Origin of the sequence: Thauera sp. K11 (assembly GCF_002354895.1) — a bacterium.
GTDB lineage: Bacteria > Pseudomonadota > Gammaproteobacteria > Burkholderiales > Rhodocyclaceae > Thauera > Thauera sinica.
In genome coordinates, this window is the sequence record NZ_CP023439.1 from 45,526 (window position 1) to 64,172 (window position 18,647).

18 protein-coding genes and 1 tRNA gene are annotated in these 18,647 nt (G+C 70.0%); 6 read left to right on the forward strand and 13 right to left on the reverse strand.

The features are described from left to right. Positions 1-236: 236 nt before the first annotated feature. The gene (ychF, locus tag CCZ27_RS00245; RefSeq protein WP_096444835.1) at positions 237-1,328 is read right to left on the reverse strand and encodes a redox-regulated ATPase YchF; all 1,092 of its coding nucleotides are present in this window, start codon (positions 1,326-1,328) and stop codon (positions 237-239) included. A gap of 200 nt (positions 1,329-1,528) precedes the next feature. On the opposite strand from ychF, the gene CCZ27_RS00250 reads away from it, so the two are divergent. Then, complete coding sequence (locus CCZ27_RS00250; protein ID WP_096444836.1) at positions 1,529-2,398, forward strand: ATP adenylyltransferase family protein; 870 nt, start codon at positions 1,529-1,531, stop codon at positions 2,396-2,398. A 12-nt stretch (positions 2,399-2,410) separates the two neighbouring features. Here CCZ27_RS00250 and pth read toward each other — a convergent pair whose 3' ends face one another. The 7 genes from pth to CCZ27_RS00285 form a co-directional block, all read right to left on the reverse strand. Beyond that, on the reverse strand, positions 2,411-3,052 hold the full coding sequence (gene pth, locus CCZ27_RS00255; RefSeq protein WP_096444837.1) for an aminoacyl-tRNA hydrolase: 642 nt from the start codon (positions 3,050-3,052) through the stop codon (positions 2,411-2,413). A 123-nt stretch (positions 3,053-3,175) separates the two neighbouring features. Beyond that, positions 3,176-3,778, reverse strand: coding sequence for a 50S ribosomal protein L25/general stress protein Ctc (locus CCZ27_RS00260; protein WP_096444838.1), 603 nt, complete (start codon positions 3,776-3,778; stop codon positions 3,176-3,178). Positions 3,779-3,864: 86 nt separating this feature from the next. After that, positions 3,865-4,815, reverse strand: coding sequence for a ribose-phosphate pyrophosphokinase (locus CCZ27_RS00265; protein ID WP_096444839.1), 951 nt, complete (start codon positions 4,813-4,815; stop codon positions 3,865-3,867). A 75-nt stretch (positions 4,816-4,890) separates the two neighbouring features. Further along, positions 4,891-4,967: transfer RNA gene (locus tag CCZ27_RS00270), tRNA-Gln, on the reverse strand. Positions 4,968-5,013: 46 nt separating this feature from the next. Then, entirely contained in the window at positions 5,014-5,904 is an 891-nt protein-coding gene (ispE, locus tag CCZ27_RS00275; RefSeq protein WP_096444840.1) for a 4-(cytidine 5'-diphospho)-2-C-methyl-D-erythritol kinase, read from the reverse strand. After that, positions 5,886-6,500: a lipoprotein insertase outer membrane protein LolB gene (lolB, locus tag CCZ27_RS00280; protein ID WP_096444841.1), complete on the reverse strand. Its 615-nt coding sequence runs from the start codon at positions 6,498-6,500 to the stop codon at positions 5,886-5,888. Before lolB ends, ispE begins: the two co-directional genes overlap by 19 nt. Continuing rightward, positions 6,497-8,206, reverse strand: a complete 1,710-nt coding sequence (locus tag CCZ27_RS00285; RefSeq protein ID WP_096444842.1) for a tetratricopeptide repeat protein — start codon at positions 8,204-8,206, stop codon at positions 6,497-6,499. The genes lolB and CCZ27_RS00285 overlap by 4 nt, the downstream gene beginning before the upstream one ends. A 206-nt stretch (positions 8,207-8,412) precedes the next feature. On the opposite strand from CCZ27_RS00285, the gene mutM reads away from it, so the two are divergent. Continuing rightward, positions 8,413-9,231, forward strand: coding sequence for a bifunctional DNA-formamidopyrimidine glycosylase/DNA-(apurinic or apyrimidinic site) lyase (mutM, locus tag CCZ27_RS00290; protein ID WP_096444843.1), 819 nt, complete (start codon positions 8,413-8,415; stop codon positions 9,229-9,231). 238 nt (positions 9,232-9,469) lie between these two features. Beyond that, positions 9,470-11,446: a dynamin family protein gene (locus CCZ27_RS00295; protein WP_385961475.1), complete on the forward strand. Its 1,977-nt coding sequence runs from the start codon at positions 9,470-9,472 to the stop codon at positions 11,444-11,446. A gap of 157 nt (positions 11,447-11,603) precedes the next feature. On the opposite strand, the gene CCZ27_RS00300 is transcribed toward CCZ27_RS00295, so the two are convergent. Genes CCZ27_RS00300 through CCZ27_RS00320 form a run of 5 tightly spaced genes read right to left on the reverse strand, consistent with a single transcriptional unit; the run spans position 11,604 to position 15,752 of the window. Then, positions 11,604-11,855 (reverse strand): YfhL family 4Fe-4S dicluster ferredoxin, encoded by a 252-nt coding sequence (locus CCZ27_RS00300; RefSeq protein WP_096444844.1) that lies wholly within the window; start codon positions 11,853-11,855, stop codon positions 11,604-11,606. A 32-nt stretch (positions 11,856-11,887) separates the two neighbouring features. Beyond that, a complete protein-coding gene (gene coaD, locus CCZ27_RS00305) occupies positions 11,888-12,379 on the reverse strand; it encodes a pantetheine-phosphate adenylyltransferase (RefSeq protein ID WP_096444845.1) in 492 nt (163 codons plus the stop codon). Continuing rightward, on the reverse strand, positions 12,376-12,915 hold the full coding sequence (gene rsmD, locus CCZ27_RS00310) for a 16S rRNA (guanine(966)-N(2))-methyltransferase RsmD (RefSeq protein ID WP_096444846.1): 540 nt from the start codon (positions 12,913-12,915) through the stop codon (positions 12,376-12,378). Before rsmD ends, coaD begins: the two co-directional genes overlap by 4 nt. Then, positions 12,912-14,318 (reverse strand): M16 family metallopeptidase, encoded by a 1,407-nt coding sequence (locus CCZ27_RS00315; RefSeq protein ID WP_096444847.1) that lies wholly within the window; start codon positions 14,316-14,318, stop codon positions 12,912-12,914. Before CCZ27_RS00315 ends, rsmD begins: the two co-directional genes overlap by 4 nt. A gap of 42 nt (positions 14,319-14,360) precedes the next feature. Next, on the reverse strand, positions 14,361-15,752 hold the full coding sequence (locus CCZ27_RS00320) for a M16 family metallopeptidase (RefSeq protein ID WP_232516506.1): 1,392 nt from the start codon (positions 15,750-15,752) through the stop codon (positions 14,361-14,363). Positions 15,753-15,900: 148 nt separating this feature from the next. Here CCZ27_RS00320 and ftsY point away from each other — a divergent pair, with 148 nt between their 5' ends. Genes ftsY through ftsX form a run of 3 tightly spaced genes read left to right on the forward strand, consistent with a single transcriptional unit; the run spans position 15,901 to position 18,604 of the window. Continuing rightward, positions 15,901-17,034, forward strand: coding sequence for a signal recognition particle-docking protein FtsY (ftsY, locus tag CCZ27_RS00325; RefSeq protein WP_096444848.1), 1,134 nt, complete (start codon positions 15,901-15,903; stop codon positions 17,032-17,034). Next, complete coding sequence (locus tag CCZ27_RS00330; protein WP_096444849.1) at positions 17,031-17,711, forward strand: cell division ATP-binding protein FtsE; 681 nt, start codon at positions 17,031-17,033, stop codon at positions 17,709-17,711. Before ftsY ends, CCZ27_RS00330 begins: the two co-directional genes overlap by 4 nt. Continuing rightward, positions 17,708-18,604, forward strand: a complete 897-nt coding sequence (ftsX, locus tag CCZ27_RS00335) for a permease-like cell division protein FtsX (protein WP_096444850.1) — start codon at positions 17,708-17,710, stop codon at positions 18,602-18,604. Before CCZ27_RS00330 ends, ftsX begins: the two co-directional genes overlap by 4 nt. The last annotated feature ends 43 nt before the right edge of the window (positions 18,605-18,647 follow it).

Genomic DNA, 18,647 nt, shown 5'->3' on the forward strand with positions numbered 1-18,647 from the left:
ACACTGCGCACGCCCGCTACTTTGACGCTCGCGATCTGTATTCAACGGCCAGGGAGTCGATTGCGCTTCCGGCGTACTGGCTTGGTGTCAGATGATGCGCGCTCCATCCTTGGCGTTCCTCGCGCTGGCCGGTCACGCGATGGCTGCAGGCTTGCGGGGCAGGATCGGGCGGAAATGACGCTGCCGGCCTTCGACCACGCCTGGCGCGAGGGCAGCGGATCAAGCCGCCCCTGTGCTTACACGTTGAACAGGAAGTTGAGCACGTCTCCGTCCTTCACCACGTATTCCTTCCCTTCCGCCCGCATCTTGCCCGCTTCCTTGGCTCCGGCTTCGCCCTTGTACTGGATGAAATCCTCGTAGGCGATGGTTTGCGCGCGGATGAAGCCGCGCTCGAAATCGGTGTGGATGACGCCGGCCGCTTGCGGCGCGGTGTCGCCGGCGTGGATGGTCCAGGCGCGCACTTCCTTCACGCCGGCGGTGAAGTAGGTCTGCAGGCCGAGCAGCCTGTAGCCGGCGCGGATCAGGCGGTCGAGGCCGGGTTCTTCCAGGCCCATGGATTCGAGGAAGTCCTTCTTGTCGGCGTCGTCCAGGTCGGCGATCTCGGCTTCGATCGCGGCGCACAGCGCCACCACCTCGGCGCCTTCGGCCGCGGCGTGGGCGCGCACGGCGTCCAGGTGCGGGTTGTTCTCGAAGCCGTCCTCGGCGACGTTGGCGGCGTACAGCACCGGCTTGGCGGTGATGAGGCAGAAGGGCTTCAGCAGCGCCCATTCTTCCTTGGAGAGGTCGAGCGCGCGCACCGGCTTGGCTTCGTCGAGCTGGGGGAGGCACTTTTCCAGCACCGCGACCAGCGCCTTGGCTTCCTTGTCGCCGGCGGCGGCGGGGCGCTTGTAGCGGTTGATCGCCTTGTCCACCGTCGCCATGTCGGCGAGCGCGAGTTCGGTGTCGATCACCTCGATGTCGCGGATCGGATCGACGCTGCCGGAGACGTGCACCACGTTGTCGTCGGCGAAGCAGCGCACCACGTGCACGATGGCGTCGGTCTCGCGGATGTTGGCGAGGAACTGGTTGCCCAGGCCTTCGCCCTTGGAGGCGCCGGCGACCAGCCCGGCGATGTCGACGAATTCGACGATGGCCGGCTGCACGCGCTGCGGCTTGACGATCTCCGACAGCGCATCCAGGCGCGGGTCGGGCACTTCGACGATGCCGACGTTGGGCTCGATGGTGCAGAAGGGGTAGTTCGCCGCTTCGATGCCGGCCTTGGTGAGGGCGTTGAACAGGGTCGACTTGCCGACGTTGGGCAGGCCGACGATTCCGCATTTCAGGCTCATGTGAATCCTCGTCGTTCCGGCGGCACGGCGGCGCGGATGCGCTACTGCCTTGATCCGGTGTGGAAAACCGTGGATTGTACCGCGTTGCCGTCAGGGGTTCCAAAGCGGGGAACGGCGGGTGCGCAGGCGCAAAGCACGCATGCCGCGTCTACAATCCCTGTTCCGCATTTGCCCGGAAACGAACTGGTGGAGGAGACGACATGACGGGAAGCTGGATGGAGGCGGTCGATGCGCGCAGCGCGAGCGCGCGCGCTTCGGGGGCGCTGCAGCCGGTGCAGGCCGAACAGACCGAGATCGAGGATGCGGGCCTGCGCTTCATCGTGCGCTGGGTGTCGTCGCTGGCGGCCAAGGATGCGACCAAGGTCGCGATTCCGGGAGGGCCGCGCGACCCGAATTTCAATCCCTTCCTGAACCCCGATCCGGAATTGACCGTGGGGCCCCTCGGCGATGCCCACGTCGCGATCCTGAACAAGTTCCCGCTGTGCGACCGCCATCTGGTGCTGGCGCGCCGCGAGTTCGAGGAACAACTGGTGCCGCTGGCGCAAGCCGATTTTGCGGCGCTGGCGACGATCATGGCGGAGGCGGGCGGCATCGGGCTGTTCAACGGCGGCACCGCTGCCGGTGCGAGCCAGCGCCACAAGCATGTGCAGTGGCTGCCCGAGGCCGAGGGCAACGCCAGCCTGCGGCCGTTCGCCGCCGGACTGCCCGGGGGGCTGCCGGAGCAGGGCGTGGCCCGGCATCCGGCCCTGGCGATGCAGCACGCCTTCGTGCGCGTGCGCTGCGGCCAGGGCGTGCCGGTGGAGACGGCGGCGGAGAGCCTGTACGCGGCCTATCTCACCGCATGCGGGGAACTCGGGCTCAGGCCGGATTCCGACGGTCTGCTGCCGCCCTGCAACCTACTGGCGGGCGACGGCTGGCTGCTGATGGTGCCGCGCAGCCAGGAGTGTTTCGAGGGAATCCCGATGAGCGCCGTGTGTTTCGGCGGCACGCTGTATACGCGCCAGCCGGAGCAGATCGAGTCGATCCGCCGGGTCGGCCCCTTGCGCGCGCTCGCGGCCGTGGGCTACTGAGCGCGGAAAGCGTCAGGTGCCGGCGTCGGCCGGGGGCGGTTTCGGGGCTTTCGGCGGCTTGGGCGCGGTGGGGCGCGCGTTGAGCCGGGTCGCGGCGGCGTTGAGTTCGCCGCGTGCGAGCTGCGGCCAGACCGCGAGCGCCTTGTCGATCGCTTCGTCGATCAGGGCCTGTTCCTCGCGCCGCGGCGGCTTGAGCACGAAGTGCACCACCTCGTTGCGATCGCCCGGGTGGCCGATGCCGATGCGCAGGCGCCAGTAGTCGTGGGTGCCGAGGTGGGCCGAGGTGTCCTTCAGCCCGTTGTGGCCGCCGAGCCCGCCGCCGAACTTCAGCCGCAACTGGCCGGGCGGGATGTCGAGTTCGTCGTGCACGACGAGGATCTCGGACGGTTCGATGCGGTAGAAGCGCGCCAGCGCGCCGATGGCCTGGCCGGAGCGGTTCATGTAGGTCTGCGGCATCAGCAGCCACACGCCGGCTTCTCGCGCATTGGCGGCCAGGCCGTGGAAACGGGACTCGAACGAGAAGCGAGCGCCGAGCCTGTCGGCGAGGCGCTCGCAAAACCAAAACCCGGCGTTGTGCCGGGTTTCCGCATATTCGGCCCCCGGGTTGCCGAGGCCGACGACGAGACGAGGCGCGCGTGCGGGCGCGGTGCTCACTGCACTAACCTCCCGTCGCTGCGCGACATCCTCCCCACGGGATAAAGAGCGCCCCTGTCGGGCAGCCGGGCAGGGGCGCTCATCGGGTGTCGGTCCCGGGCATCCGCGGGCGGGAAGGCAGGTTTACGCCGCTTCGCCTTCCGCGGCTTCGGGTGCCGGGCCCTTGGCGACGGTGGCGTTGGCCACGACCGGGTCGCCTTCGCCGTGGTGCACGACCTCGACGCCGGCTGGCAGCTTGAGCTGCGACAGGTGGATCGTCTCACCGGCGTTCAGCGCCGACAGGTCGACCTCGATGAATCCGGGCAGATTGGCCGGCAGGCACTGGATGTCTACCTCGTTGATCGGGTGCGCGATCATGCAGCCGCCGAGCTTGACGGCCGGGCTGACGTCGCCATTGACGAAGTGCAGCGGCACCTTGAGGTGCATCTTCTGGCCGGAGTCGATGCGCTGGAAGTCGATGTGCAGCACCTGCTGCTTGTACGGATGCCACTGGGTGTCGCGCAGCACCACGGTTTCCTTGCTGCCGTCGATGTCGATGGTCAGCACGGAAGAGTGGAACGCTTCCTTGCGCAGCAGGTGGTAAAGCTCGTTGTGGTCCATCTGCACCAGTCGGACGTCGCCGGCGCCGCCGTAGACGATGCCCGGCAACTGGCCGGCGCGACGCAGGCGGCGGCTCGCACCCGTACCTTGAGCGTCACGCTTGGTGGCCTTGAATTCGATCTGCATTGTGTTGCTCCTGAGTTGAAGACTCCGCCCGCGACCAGGCGGAGAGGGGAAGCCCGTGCGGCATGCAGCCCGCACGGGCGGAAAGCTCATTCCATGAACAGCGAGGACACCGACTCCTCGTTGCTGATGCGCAGGATGGTATCGGCGAGCAGCGAGGCGACCGAGACCTGGCGGATGCGGCCGCAGGCCTTGGCCTCCTCGCGCAGCGGGATGGTGTCGGTGACGACGAGTTCGTCGAGTTCGGAATCGTTGATGCGCGACACCGCGGCACCCGACAGCACCGCGTGCGTGCAGTACGACAGCACGCGCTTGGCGCCGTGTCCCTTCAGCGCGGCGGCGGCCTTGCACAGCGTGCCGGCGGTGTCGACGATGTCGTCCATGATCACGCAGGTGCGGCCTTCGACCTCGCCGATGATGTTCATGACTTCGGCCACATTGGCCTTGGGCCGGCGCTTGTCGATGATGGCCAGGTCGCATTCCATGCGCTTGGCGAAGGCGCGGGCGCGCACCACGCCGCCGACATCGGGCGACACCACCAGCAGGTCGTCGTACTTCTGCTTGTCGAGGTCGGCCAGCAGCACCGGCGCGGCATAGACGTTGTCGACCGCGATGTCGAAGAAGCCCTGGATCTGGTCGGCGTGCAGGTCCATCGTCAGCAGGCGCTGGACGCCGGCGGCCTGCAGCATGTTGGCGACGACCTTCGCGGTGATCGGCACGCGGGCCGAGCGCGGGCGGCGGTCCTGGCGGGCGTAGCCGAAGTAGGGCATCGCGGCGGTGATGCGGCCGGCCGAGGCGCGCTTGAGCGCATCGACCATGATCAGCAGTTCCATCAGGTTCTCGTTGGTCGGAGAACAAGTGGGCTGCAGGACGAAGACGTCCTTGCCGCGGACGTTCTCGAGCAGTTCGACGTTGACCTCGCCGTCCGAGAAGCGGCCGACGGTGGCGGCTCCGAGGGAAATCCCCAGGCGCCGCGCGACATCCGCGCCGAGCTTGGGGTTGGCGTTGCCGGTGAAGACCATCAGGCTGCCGTGGGGCATTACCGCTACTCCGATGCCGTAAGAATCATCGCGCAAAAACGACTCGGGCAGGCCCATGGCCTGCCCGTTGCTGTCTGGCTGGGGAGGAAGGATTCGAACCCTCGAATGCCGGAATCAAAATCCGGTGCCTTAACCGACTTGGCGACTCCCCAAGAAACCTTTTCGCTATCGCCCGCGCGTCGATCCGTGAAACGGCGGCTATTGTAGCCACTCGTACAACGGATGGCGAGCCAGGCTGCGAACTTTCCACGCCTGCCACTGCGCCGGGCAGCTTCCGGCGATGCGTCGTGCATCGGTTTCCGATGCGACTTCCGCAAAGACGCAGGCGCCCGAGCCTGTCATCCGCGCCGGCGCATGTTGCGCCAGCCAGTCGATCACGCGCCTGACTTCCGGAAACCGACTGCATGCCACCGGCTGCAAGTCGTTTCGGGTAGTGCCCGTAACGAAGTCCACTATTTTGATGGGGGCGGTGTCTCTCGTCAACTCCGGCGCGCGAAAAATTTCGGCGGTGGGGACGCCGGTTCCCGGAAAGACGATCACATACCATGCCGGCGGCAACGCCAGCGGCTGCAACGCCTCGCCCACGCCCTCGGCGAAGGCGTCCCGGCCGAAGACGAAGACCGGCACGTCGGCACCCAGTTGCAGGCCCAATGCCTGCAGCCCGGCACGCGACAGGCCGCAGTTCCATAGGCGGTTCAGCGCGATCAACGTCGTCGCCGCGTCCGAACTGCCGCCGCCGATGCCGCCGCCCAGCGGCAGCGCCTTGTGCAGCGCGATGTCCGCGCCCAGCCGGGTGCCGGCGGCCCGTTGCAGCAGGCGCGCGGCGCGGACCACGAGATCTTCCTCCTCGGGTACGCCGGGCACGCCGTTCACGCGTCGGATCGCTCCGTCCTCGCGCAGCGCGAAATCGAGCGTGTCGCCCCAGTCGAGCAGGCGGAAGGCGGTCTGCAGCAGGTGGTAGCCGTCGGCGCGGCGGCCGACGACGTGCAGGAAGAGGTTGATCTTGGCCGGTGCCGGGCAGCCGAGGAGCCGGCCGGGAAGATCGGTGCGCGGGGCGCCGGTACGGGCGCTCAGGGGCGTGGCGTCCATGTGTCGACGATGAGGCGGAGGCGGGCGTCGCCGCGGGAGATGTCCAGGCGTGCAGGCATCGCGCCGGGGTCCGGCGCGGCATAGTCGAGGTAGTCGATGCGCCAGCCCTGGTCGAACACCTGCGTGGGCCGGCCGAACGCATCGCGGGAGCGCACTTCGGCGCCGGCGGCGGGCGTGGCCTGTACCCAGTCACCGAGCCGGGCCACCGGCACCTCGACGCCCAGCACCTGCGGCAGCAGCACGTCGGCGCGGGGGGCATCGATGCGCTGGCCGCCGGCGTCGGTCAGGCGGGCGCCGGCGGCATCGCTTTCCAGGCGGGCGGCCACCTGGCCGAGCGGGGTATAGACCGTCCACGTGTCCGAGGCCGGGCCGTGCTGCCATTCCACCCTGCCGCTCGCCGCCCGGCTGCCGTCGCTGGCCGACATCCGGCCCTCCAGCTCGAACGCGGCGACGGCGCGGCGTTGCGCGGCGGGCGCCGCCTCCCTGGGCGCGAGCGGCGCGCATGCCGCTGTCGCCGCGGCGGCGAGCACGGCGGCGAGCAACGCACGGCGACCGGCGCGCGCGGCGGCCGGTGCATGCGGGGCGACCGGCCTCATCGGCTGCGCAGGCGCTGCGTGGTGTCGCGGAGCAGCTTGTTTTCCGGATGCGCGGTCATCGCCGCGTCGAAGAGGCGGTTCGCATCATTGCGGCGGTTCAGGCTCCACAGGACCTCGCCGAGGTGGGCGGCGATCTCGGGGTCCTGGCGCGTGCGGTAGGCGCGCTCGAGATGGGACAGCGCGCCGGTGCCATCGCCGCGGCGGAAGAGCACCCAGCCCATGCTGTCGAGGATGAAGGGGTCGTCGGGCGAGAGTTCGAGCGCCCGGGCGATCAGCGCCTCGGCCTCCTTCAGCCGCAGGCCGCGGTCGGCCAGCGAGTAACCGAGTGCGTTGAAGGCGTGCGCGTGGTCGGGTTTGAGCGCGATCACGCGGCGCAGCCGGGTTTCCATGACGTTGATGCGATCGAGCCGCTCGGCCAGCATCGCCGCCTCGTACATCAGGTCGACGTCGTCCGGGCGGGTGCGCAGCGCGGCGTCTATCACCGCCAGCGCTTCGGCGGGCCGGTCGGCGTCGCGCAGCAACTGGGCTTCGGCCAGGATGTAGCGCCGGCGGGCGGCCTCGTCGCCCTCTTCGGTCTGGAGGCGCTGCCGGGCTTCGTCGATCCGGCCCTCGCGGGCGAGGCTCTGCGCGCTGCGGATCACGGCTTCGGGGCGCTGTTCGGGCGAGCGGACCTCGTCGAACCACTTGCGCGCGGCGGTGCCGTCGCTGCGGCTCTCGGCGATCTGGCCCAGGTGCAGGCGGATGAGGTCCTGCTCCGGATGGCCGGCGGCGAGCGCGCGGTTGAACTGCGCCTCGGCATCGGCCGGGTCGTCGAGCTGCAGCGACAGCAGCGCGGCCGCGAACAGCAACTCGTGGTCGTCCGGCGCGGCTTCGAGGAGGCGGCGGAATTCGGTGCGCGCCTCGTCGTAGCGCTTGGCGCCCACCAGGGCGCGGGCATGGGCGACCTGAAGGTTGCGGCTGTCCGGCTGGCGTGCGAGCGCGGCCTCGACCTGCTTGAGCGCCTCGTCGGCCGCGCCGGCATGCTGCAGCACCTGCGCCTTGAACAGGATGGCCGGCTCCCAGTCGGGGCGCAGGCCGAGCGCCGCATCCAGTGCCGCCACCGCTTCCATCGGCTCCTGCGCGATCATCGCCGCCTGCGCGCGGGCGAAGTGCGCCTCGGGCAGGTCGAGGTAGGGATCGGTGAGCCGGGTCACGATGGTCTGGACCGCCTGCTTGTCCTCGATGCGCGCAAGCGCGCGATTGAGTCCCAGCAGGTTCTGTGCGAGCCGCTCGGGGTGGGTGGCGAGCGCGCGTGCGAGCTGCGCCTGCGCGTCTTCCAGGTTGCCGTTGCCGCCGGCCGCCACGTTCGACAGGATGCGGCGCGCATCGGGGGAATCCGGCGCGATCTCGGCCCACAGGCGCGCGGCCTGGTTCGTCGCCTCGAGGTTGCGGGCGAACATCGCGACCTCGGTGGCGCGGCGGGCGATGCGGGGGTCGCGCGTGTTGCGTGCCAGGTCGAGGTACAACTGGGTGGACAGGCCGATCTGGCCGCGTGCGCCGGCGATCTCGGCCAGCAGCAACTGGTACAGCGTGCGCGGCGTCAGTTCCTGTGCCGGCAGATCGCTGCCGGTCCTGGGCTTCTCGGCCGCGGCGGCCAGGCCGGCGCCAAGGCATAGCGCGACGGCCAGACTCGTCCGGCGGGCGAAGCGGGCAAACTTGAAGGTCATGGATAAGGTCCGGCGGACTGGATCGAGGCGCACCGCATGCCGGGACGGCCATGCCGCCGCAGCGATGACGGCCATTGGATGGCTGAACTAGAATTCAGTTCGCTCCATGTTAGGCAGATTGCCGTTTCACCTGCAAGCGAGCCGCGCTGCCGCAAGCCCCGCTTGCGCTGCGGTCCCTTCCCGCCGCACGCCCGTTCCGGATCGCCATGCCCGAATTGCCCGAAGTCGAAACCACCCGCAACGGCGTGCGTCCGCATGCCGAAGGCCGGGTGCTGAGCGCACTGGTGGTGCGCAACCCGCGCCTGCGCCAGCCGGTGCCGGACGACCTGCCGGCGCACATCGTCGGCGCCCGGCTGCTGGCGGTGTCGCGGCGGGCCAAGTACCTGCTGTTCGATTTCGGCGGCGGCAGCGTCATCGTGCACCTGGGCATGTCGGGCAGCCTGAGGGTGGTGCCCGCCGCGGAACCGCCGCGGGCGCACGACCACGTCGATTTCGTGTTCGGCGACATCGCCCTGCGCCTGCGCGATCCGCGGCGCTTCGGGATGGTGCTGTGGCAGGCCGGGGAGGCGGGGCGCCATCCGCTGCTCGCGCATCTCGGGCCGGAGCCGCTGGACGATGCCTTCGATGCCGCCTGGCTGCACCGTGCGACGCGCGGGCTGCGCGCGCCGATCAAGCACGTGCTGATGGACAGCCGGCGCGTGGTGGGGGTGGGCAACATCTATGCGTCGGAAAGCCTGTTCCGCGCCCGGGTCCATCCGATGACGCCCGCCGGCCGGCTCGGCCCGCAGCGCTGCGGGCGCCTGGTGGCGGCGGTGCGCGAAACCCTGCGCGCGGCGATCGCCGCCGGCGGCAGCACGCTGCGCGATTTCGTCGGCGGCGACGGCAGGCCCGGCTATTTCCAGCAGCAGTATTTCGTCTATGGCCGCGACGGCGAGCCCTGCCGGGTGTGCGGCGGCGAGATCCAGCGCATCGTCAGCGGGCAGCGCGCCACCTATTTCTGCCCGCGCTGCCAGCCGCGGGGTTGAAGGGAGACGCCCCCATGCCTGCTGCGTCCACGGCCCTCCGAGCGGCGCCGGTACGCTCGGGACGGCCGGCGCAGGGCGGGATGCCGCGAGGGCGACGTTTGTCGGCCGTACGATGCCGCCGGTCCGCGGTCCGGCGGCGGGCATGGCCGCCGGAGGCGATCGACGCTATGCTCACGCCGCATCCGGTGCGCGCCGCGTGCGCCGTGCCGTGCGCCCTCAATCCTGCGTGGTCCGTGCGATGAACACTCCGATCCTGAACCTGGCCGACCAGTTTTCCGCCTACAGCCGCTGGCGCAGCGGCGCCGCCGATGCCGTCACCAGGCTGCGCGGCTGGCTCACCCGCAACGAGGTGGGCAACGTCCAGGCCGACATGCGGCTGCAGTACCTGCTCGAGCGCCTGCGCGACGACAAGCTCACGGTCGCCTTCGTCGCCGAGTTCTCGCGCGGCAAGTCGGAACTGATCAACGCCATCTTCTTCGCCGGCTATCGCGACCGCATACTGCCCTCGAGCGCGGGGCGGACCACGATGTGCCCGACCGAACTGCAGTGGTCGGCCGATGCGCGGCCCGAACTGCGCCTGCTGCCGATCCGTACGCGTGCGCTGCAGGCGCCGGTCAGCGAACTCAAGCGCTTCGCCGACGAGTGGCGCGTGTTTCCGCTGCGCTCGCTGGAGGCCGCCGAGCTGCAGTCCGCGCTCGCCCGCGTCGGCGATACCGAGCGGGTCGCGCAGGAGGAGGCGGTGCAGCTCGGCTTCAAGATCGACCCCAAGGGCGAGACCGGGCTCAAGCCGGGCGCCGACGGCAAGGTCGAGATCCCGAGCTGGCGGCATGCGGTGGTGCAGTTTCCGCATCCGCTGCTCGAGCAGGGCCTGGTGGTGCTCGACACGCCGGGGCTGAATGCGATCGGCGCCGAACCCGAACTGACCCTGTCGCTGCTGCCCAATGCGCACGCGGTGCTGTTCATCCTCGCCGCCGACACCGGCGTGACGCAGAGCGACCTCGCGGTATGGCGCGACTACGTGCATCCCGGCCAGGGCAGCCGCAAGGGGCGGCTGGTGGTGCTGAACAAGATCGACGGCCTGTGGGACGGCCTGCGCGACGAGGCGCGGATCGGCGCGGAGATCGACGGCCAGGTGCGCATGGTTGCCGAGACGCTCGAGATCGATCCCGCGGTGGTGTTCCCAGTGTCGGCGCAGAAGGGGTTGGTCGCGCGGGTCAATGGCGACGAGGCGCTGCTCGGACGAAGCCGGTTGCCCGAACTCGAGCGCGCGCTGACCGAAGACCTGCTGCCGACCAAGCAGGACATCGTGCGCGACGACACGCTGGGCGAGACCGGGGACGTGGCGCGCCAGACGCGGGAGCTGCTGGAGGCGCGGCTGTCGGGGCTGCGCGAGCAGTTGCAGGAGATCACCGACCTGCGCGGCAAGAACCAGAGCGTCATCGAATACATGATGCGCAAGATCCGCGCGGAGAAGGACGAGTTCGAGCAGGGCCTGCAGAAGTACTACGCGGTGCGCTCGGTGTTCTCCGACCTCACCAACAGCCTGTTCGCCCACATCGGCATGGACGCGCTGCGCGACGAGACGCGGCGCACGCGCGAGGCGATGCTCGAATCGTCCTTCACCAAGGGGTTGCGCGAGGCGATGGAGGGCTTCTTCACCCACGTGCGCGGCAACCTGCGCCGCTCCACCGACGAGATCGGCGAAATCTCCCGCATGCTGGATGCGATGTACAAGCGCTTCGCGGTCGAGCACGGGCTCAAGCTGGCGTCGCCGGCGGGTTTCTCCACGCTGCGCTACGAGAAGGAGATCGACCGGCTGGAGACGGCCTTCAACCGTCAGATCAATACCACGCTGACCCTGGTCACCACCGAGAAGCACGCGCTGACGCAGCGCTTCTTCGAGACCGTCGCGGTGCAGGCCCGCCGCACCTTCGAGGTCGCCAACCGCGACATCGAGCAATGGCTGCGCGCCGTCATGTCGCCGCTCGAGACCCAGGTGCGCGAGTACCAGATCCAGCTCAAGCGCCGGCTCGAGAGCGTCAAGCGCATCCACCAGGCCACCGACACGCTGGAAGACCGCGTCGAGGAACTGAAGCAGGGCGAGGACGCGGTGCTGGCGCTGCTGGCCGAACTCGACGCGCTCGAGGACGGCGTGCGCGCCGCGCTGGGCGTCGACGGTGCGGCCCGGGCGGCGCCGCAGGCCAAGGCGGCCTGAGCGCTTCCGCCCGGCCGCCCGGGAGGGCGCTCTTCCGCCCCCGAAAGGATGTCGCGCAGCGACGGGGCGGTCCGGCGAGCGCGTCTGGCTCCGGAAAGACGAAAGGCCGGCTGGCGCCGGCCTTTCGCATGTCCTGCCGCGGGCGGTCGGGCCGTGCTCAGCCCTTGCCCGTCAGATTCAGGAACTTCTCCATCAACTGTTCCTTGGTTTCCTTGCGGTCCGGGTCGAGCGGAATACAGTCGACCGGGCACACCTGCTGACACTGCGGTTCGTCGAAGTGGCCGACGCACTCGGTGCATTTGTTCGGGTCGATCTCGTAGATTTCGTCGCCCTGGGAGATGGCGCCGTTGGGGCACTCCGGTTCGCAGACGTCGCAGTTGATGCATTCGTCGGTAATCATCAGAGCCATGGTTTTCGCTTCCTTGCCTTTCGCTAGTGCAATTACTTGCGGTGGTTAACCTTGTCGTGCAGGCGCGCGAGCACCGATGGATGCACGAACTTGCTGACATCGCCGCCGAGGCGGGCGATTTCCCGCACCATCGTTGCGGAAATGAACATGTATTCGTCGGCCGGCGTCAGGAACACCGTTTCGACGTCGGGAAAGAGCTTGCGGTTCATCCCGGCCATCTGGAATTCGTACTCGAAGTCCGAGACCGCGCGCAGGCCGCGCAGGATTAGGCGTGCCTTCTGCGAGGCCAGGAAGTCCATCAGCAGCCCGTCGAAGCCGACCACCGACACGTTGGGGATCGGCGCGGTCACTTCGCGGGCGATTTCCACCCGCTCTTCCATCGAGAAGATCGGATTCTTGCCGCTGCTCTGGGCCACCCCCACCACCACCCGGTTGAACAGCCGCGCCGCGCGGCGCACGAGATCCTCGTGGCCGCGGGTGAACGGATCGAACGTCCCGGGGTAGATCGCCAGCTCTTCCTTCATTCCTGCCTCCCACGCAGAAGATGGAAATGCACCTGTCCCGCGTGTCCCTGCCTGACGACCTGCCGGTCGCCCACGCGAGCCAGCGGCGCTTCCGATTCGGCGTAGAGCCAGCCGTCCGGTTCGAGGACCCGATCGAGCAGGGGGCTCACGCGCTCGATCCAGCCCTGCCTGTAGGGGGGATCGAGGAAGACGACATCGAACTTGCGACAGACGTTTTGCAGAAATTTTACCGCATCGCCACGCACGATCTCTACTTGCGCGGCCTGTAGGGTCTTTGCTGCCTTGTGCAGCGCATCAAGGGCATGGGGGTCGCGTTCGACCAGCACTACCTCGGAGGCGCCGCGCGAGGCCGCCTCGAAGCCGAGGATGCCGCTGCCGGCGAAGAGGTCGAGGCAGCGCAGGCCGTCGAGATCCTGCCCCAGCCAGTTGAACAGCGTCTCGCGCACGCGGTCGGGCGTCGGCCGCAGGCCGGCGGCGTCGGCGACGTCGAGCAGGCGCGAGCGCCAGGTGCCGCCGACGATGCGGACCCGGCTCATCGACGGGCGGGTGTGCCGCCGGTCGCCGGTGCCGCCGCCGCGCCGGCGGGCGGCGCATCTCCGCGGTCGCCGTCGCCGCCCGCGATCACCGTGACGAGGTGCTCGGGCCGCACCCGGCGCGCGAAGGCGTCGCGCACCTGCCCCGCGGTGACGGCGGCCACCTGGCGCGGGTAGGTGTCGAGCCAGTCGAGCGGGAGCCGGTAGAAGCCGATCATCGCGACGTAGTCGAGCACCTTGCGGTTGGAATCGAGGCGCAGGCCGAAGCCATTGACGAGGTTGTCCTTCGCGGCCTGCAGTTCCGCCGCGCTCGGGCCGCGGGCGATGAAGTCGGCCAGCGTGTCGTTGACCACCCGCAGCGCATCGTCGGCCTGGCTGCCCTTGGTCTGCAGGCCGATGCGGAAGGGGCCGGCGACCTGCTGCGGCGCGAAGTAGCTGTAGACGCTGTAGGCGTAGCCGCGCTTTTCCCGCACCTCGCGCGTCAGGCGCGACACGAAGCCGCCGCCGCCCAGCACGTAGTTGCCCACCAGCAGCGGGAAGTAGTCGGCGTCTTCGCGCGCCATGCCGGGCTGGCCGATCACGATGTGGGCCTGTGCCGACGGATTGGGCACGTGCGTGCGTTCGGCGGCGGGCAGTTCCGGCTGCGGCAGCGGGGTGGCGGGCTCGGCCTGCGGCAGGTCGGCCGTCAGGCGGACGGCGATCTTCTCGGCGGTGGCGCGATCCACGTCGCCGACGATCGCGATCGACGCCCGTGCCGCGCCGTAGTGGCCGCGGTGGAAGGCGACGAGGTCGTCGCGGCTGATCGCGGCGAGGCTTTCCGGCGTGGTGAGTCGGCCGTAGGGATGGCCGGCGTAGCTCAGCGCGGTGAAGCTGCGCTCGGCCAGCGTCGCCGGCTTGGTCAGCGCCTCCTTGAGCCCGGCGATCGCCCGTGCGCGTTCGCGCTCGAGGATGTCGGCGGGGAAGGCCGGCCGCGCGAGCAGGGTGGCCGCCAGTTCCACCGCGGCGTCGAGTTCGGCCGTGGACGACAGGCTGCGGATGGTGAGGCTGGTGCGGTCGTCGTCGGTGCCGCCGCCGATCTGCGCGCCGATGTCGGCGCTGCGGTCGGAGATGGCCTGTTCGTCGAGCCCGTCCGCGCCAGCGTCGAGCAGGCCGCGCGTCAGGCCGGCGAGCCCGGCCCTGTCGGCCGGCTCGTGCGCGCCGCCGGCGGCGAAATCGATCTGGATGTCGACCATCGGCAGCGCGTGGCTGGCGACGAAATGGACGTGCGCGCCCGTCGGTGCGGTCCATTGCTCGATGCGCGGTCCGGCCTGCGCCAGCGAGGCGAGCAGGGACAGCCCGGCGATCAGGAGCAGGCGCGGCAGCGGCCCGGAAAAGGGAGAGGAGGGGGAGGACAGGGTCGGGATCATGTCGAAGCGGTGTCCGGTTCGGGTGGGCGGCGCAGCCGCCCGTCAGTGTCTGGGAAGCACGCCGGGGCGAGGGGGCCTGGCCGTTGCCGGCTGTGGTTCGAGCCGGGCGATGGTGAGGCTGTCGTCGCCGAAGTAGCGCTTCGCCACCGCCTGCACTTCATCCGCGGTGACGGCGCGCAGGCCCTCGAGCAGGCGTTCCTCGTCGCGCCAGGACAGGCCGGCCGATTCGAGGTAGCCGATCTCCATCGCCTGCCCCATCAGCGAATCGCGCTTGTAGACCCGCGAGGCCACGGCCTGCGCCTTGACCCGGGCGAGTTCGGTCTCGCTCACGCCTTCGTCGCGGATGCGCTGCAGTTCGGCGCGCAGGGCGCTTTCGAGATCGGCCACCGTCTTGCCGGGGGCGGGCACGCCGTCCAGATAGAACAGCGACGGCCCGCGGCCCGATCCGTCGTAGCTGGCGCCGGCCGTCACCGCCAGCCGCGCGTCGCGCACCAGGCGGCGGTTCAGGCGCGCGCCGTCGTAGCCGTCGAGGACTGCCGCCAGCATCTGCAGCGCGTAGGGTTCGCGGTCGGCGGCCGGGTTGCGCAGCGCCGGCACGTGCCAGGCCAGGGCCAGGTAGGGCAGTTCGGCCGGGCCCTTCACCACGGTCTGGCGCGGGCCGAGCTGCTCCGGCTCGGCAGACGGGCGGCGCGCGGGCAGCTCGTGCGCCGCGAGCCTGCCGTAGTGCTCGGCCGCGAGGCGGAACACCGTGCGATGGTCGACGTCGCCCACCACCACGAGGTAGGCGTTGTTCGGCGCGTACCAGCTCCGGTACCAGTCGCGCGCGTCCTGCGGGCGCATGGTGTCGAGATCGGTCATCCAGCCGATCACCGGGCGGCGGTAGGGGTGCGCCTGGAAGGCGGTCGCCATGATCTGCTCGTATACCAGCGAGCGCGGCTGGTCGTCTGTGCGCAGCCGCCGTTCTTCCTTGACCACCTCGAGTTCGCGCCGGAACTCGTCGTCGGTGATGACGAGGTTCTTCATGCGGTCGGCTTCCAGCGCCATCATCTCGCCCAGCCGCTGCGGCGGCACCTGCTGGAAGTAGGCGGTGTAGTCCTTGCTGGTGAAGGCGTTGTCGCGCCCGCCGACCGCGGCGACGCGCTTGTTGAATTCGCCCGGGCCGACCTTCCTGGTGCCCTTGAACATCATGTGTTCCAGCACGTGGGCGATGCCCGACACGCCGTCGGCTTCGTCCATGGAGCCGCTGCGGTACCACACCATGTGTACGGCGGAGGGCGCGCGGCGGTCTTCCTTGACGATCACCTTCATGCCGTTGGGCAGGCTCGTCTCGAAGGGGTTGGCCTGGGCGGATGTGGCTGCCAGCGCGGCGGCGATCAGCAGCGCGCGGCCGACGGGGGGGCGAAAGGTGTGGCGAAACATGGAGATGTCCTGCATCTGGTAAAATCCGCGGCACTTCGCAGGGGCCGGCGCGTGACCGCCGGCGCGATGCGGAGCCGCATCTTAACGTGATCGGGAGCGGGTGCCCACGGGCCCGGCGCGTCCCGCGCCGCCGGCGGACCGATCCCTCTGACTCGAGCCTTTCATGTTTGGTTTCCTGAAGAAAAAGCGCGGCACCGCGGACGAGGCCGGGACGGCCGCGCCGCCGCCCGAATCCGCCGCGGCCGATGTCGACGTCGCGGCCGCGGAGCCGGTTGCCGAAATCCCCGCCGAGCCCGCGGCGGAACCCGTCGCCGCGGCCGCCGAACCCGTCCCGGCGCCGAAGCGTTCCTGGTCCGAGCGCCTGAAGGCCGGCCTGGCGCGCACCCGCCAGCAGCTCGGCGGCGGTCTCGCCAGCCTGTTCGGCCGGCGCAGGATAGACGAAGACCTGCTGGAAGAACTCGAGGCCACGCTGCTGATGGCCGACTGCGGCGTCGAGGCCACCCAGCATCTGCTCGGCGAACTGCGTACGCGCTGGAAGCGCGACCGGCTGGAGACCGCCGACCAGTTGCAGCAGACGCTGGCCGACGCGCTGCACGCCATCATCGCGCCGCTCGAACAGCCGCTCGAGGTATCGGGTCATTCGCCCTACATCATCATGATCGCGGGCGTGAACGGCTCGGGCAAGACGACATCCATCGGCAAGCTCGCCAAGTACTTCCAGGCGCAGGGCAAGAGCGTGCTGCTGGCAGCCGGCGACACCTTCCGCGCGGCGGCGCGCGAGCAGTTGATGACCTGGGGCGAGCGCAACAACGTCACCGTGGTCGCGCAGGAAGGCGGCGATGCGGCGGCGGTGATCTTCGATGCGATCAACGCCGCGCGTGCGCGCAAGGTGGACGTGGTGCTCGCCGACACCGCCGGCCGCCTGCCGACGCAGTTGCACCTGATGGACGAGATCGCCAAGGTGAAGCGCGTCATCGCCAAGGCCGAACCGGGCGGGCCGCACGAGGTCATGCTGGTGCTCGATGCCAACATCGGCCAGAACGCGCTGGCCCAGGTGCAGGCGTTCGACAAGGCGATCGGCGTCACCGGGCTGGTGGTCACCAAGCTCGACGGCACGGCCAAGGGCGGCGTGCTGGCGGCGATCGCGCGGCAGTGCCCGAAGCCGCTGCGCTTCATCGGCGTGGGCGAGGGCATCGACGACCTGCAGCCGTTCAGGGCGCGCGAGTTCGTCGATGCGCTGTTCGAGCCGGCCCCCGGCACGGCCAGGTCCGGAACGGAGGCTGGCGGGCGCGCATGATCGTCTTCGAGCAGGTCGTCAAGCATTACCCCGGCGGCTACACCGCGCTGGCCGGCGTCAGTTTCGAGATCCGCCATGGCGAACTGGTGGTGCTGTCCGGCCACTCCGGCGCCGGCAAGAGCACGCTGATGAAGCTCATCCCGGTGATCGAGCGTCCGACCACCGGCACCGTGCGCATCAACGGCCAGGACGTGTCGCACCTGCCCAGGCGCGCGACCCCCTACCTGCGCCGCAACCTGGGCCTGGTGCTGCAGGAAAGCCGCCTGCTGTACGACCGCAGCGTGTTCGACAACGTGATGCTGCCGCTCGTCATCACCGGCCACCCGCCGCGCGATGCCGCCCGGCGGGTGGCTGCCGCGCTCGAGCGTGTCGGCCTCGACGGCCGCGGCAAGGAGCGGCCGGCGGGCCTGTCCGGCGGCGAGCAGCAGCGCGTCGCGATCGCGCGCGCCATCGTCAACCGGCCCTCGATCCTGATCGCCGACGAGCCCACCGCCCACCTCGATCCGGACTACGCCCGCGACATCGCGGACCTGTTCCGGTCGTTCAACGAGGCCGGCGTCACCGTGCTGGTGTCCACCCACGACGCCGGCCTGTTCGCCGCCAGCCGTCCGCGGCGGCTCGTGCTGGCGAAGGGCATGCTGGTCGGCGACGGCGCGGCAGTGGGGGCAGCGGCATGATGAACTGGTTCTATCTGCACGGCAGGGCGATCCTGCACGCACTGCGCCGCCTCGCCGGCCAGCCGCTGGGCACGCTGCTGTCGGCGCTGGTGGTGGGCATCGCGCTGTCGCTGCCGGGCGGCGGCTACCTGCTGCTCGACAACGTCGCCTCGCTGGCCCGCGGCGTGTCGGGCACGCCGGAGATCAGCCTGTTCCTGGACAAGGACGCGGGGGCGGCCGACGTCGAACTGATCGGGAAGCGGCTCAAGGCGGAACCGGCGCTGGCGAGCTACCGCTACGTGCCGCGCGACGAGGCGCTGCGCCAGCTCCAGCGCGGCGGCCTGGGCGACGTGCTCGGCGAACTCACTTCCAACCCGCTGCCCGATGCCTTCGTCGTGGCGCCGCGCGGCGAGGACCCCGTGGTGTTCGAGCGGCTGGCGGCGGCGATGAAGGAGTGGCCGAAAGTGGCGCACGTGCAGCTCGACTCGGTCTGGGTCAAGCGCCTGCACGCGCTGCTCGGCCTGGGGCGGTCGGCGGTGACGATGCTGGCCGGGCTGCTCGGTTTTGCGCTCGTCATCGTCACCTTCAACACCATCCGCCTGCAGATCCTCACCCAGCGCCAGGAGATCGAGGTCAGCCGCCTGCTCGGCGCCACCGATCCCTTCATCCGCCGGCCGTTCTACTGGTTCGGCAGCCTGCAGGGCGTGCTCGGCGGCCTGGTGGCGCTCGGCACCGTGTGGCTGGGCGTGCAGGCCCTGGCGGCGCCGGTCGCCGCACTGGCCGAGACTTATGGCGCGGTATTCACGCTGAGCGGACCCGGCCTGCCGGAATCGGCCGCCATCGTCGCCTTCGCCGCCTTCCTGGGCTGGCTGGGCGCCGCGCTGTCGGTACGGCGCCATCTCGCCGGGGCTTGAATTTCTGTAATCCGGCTCCAGCTATCTTGAAGTTTCGGAGCCG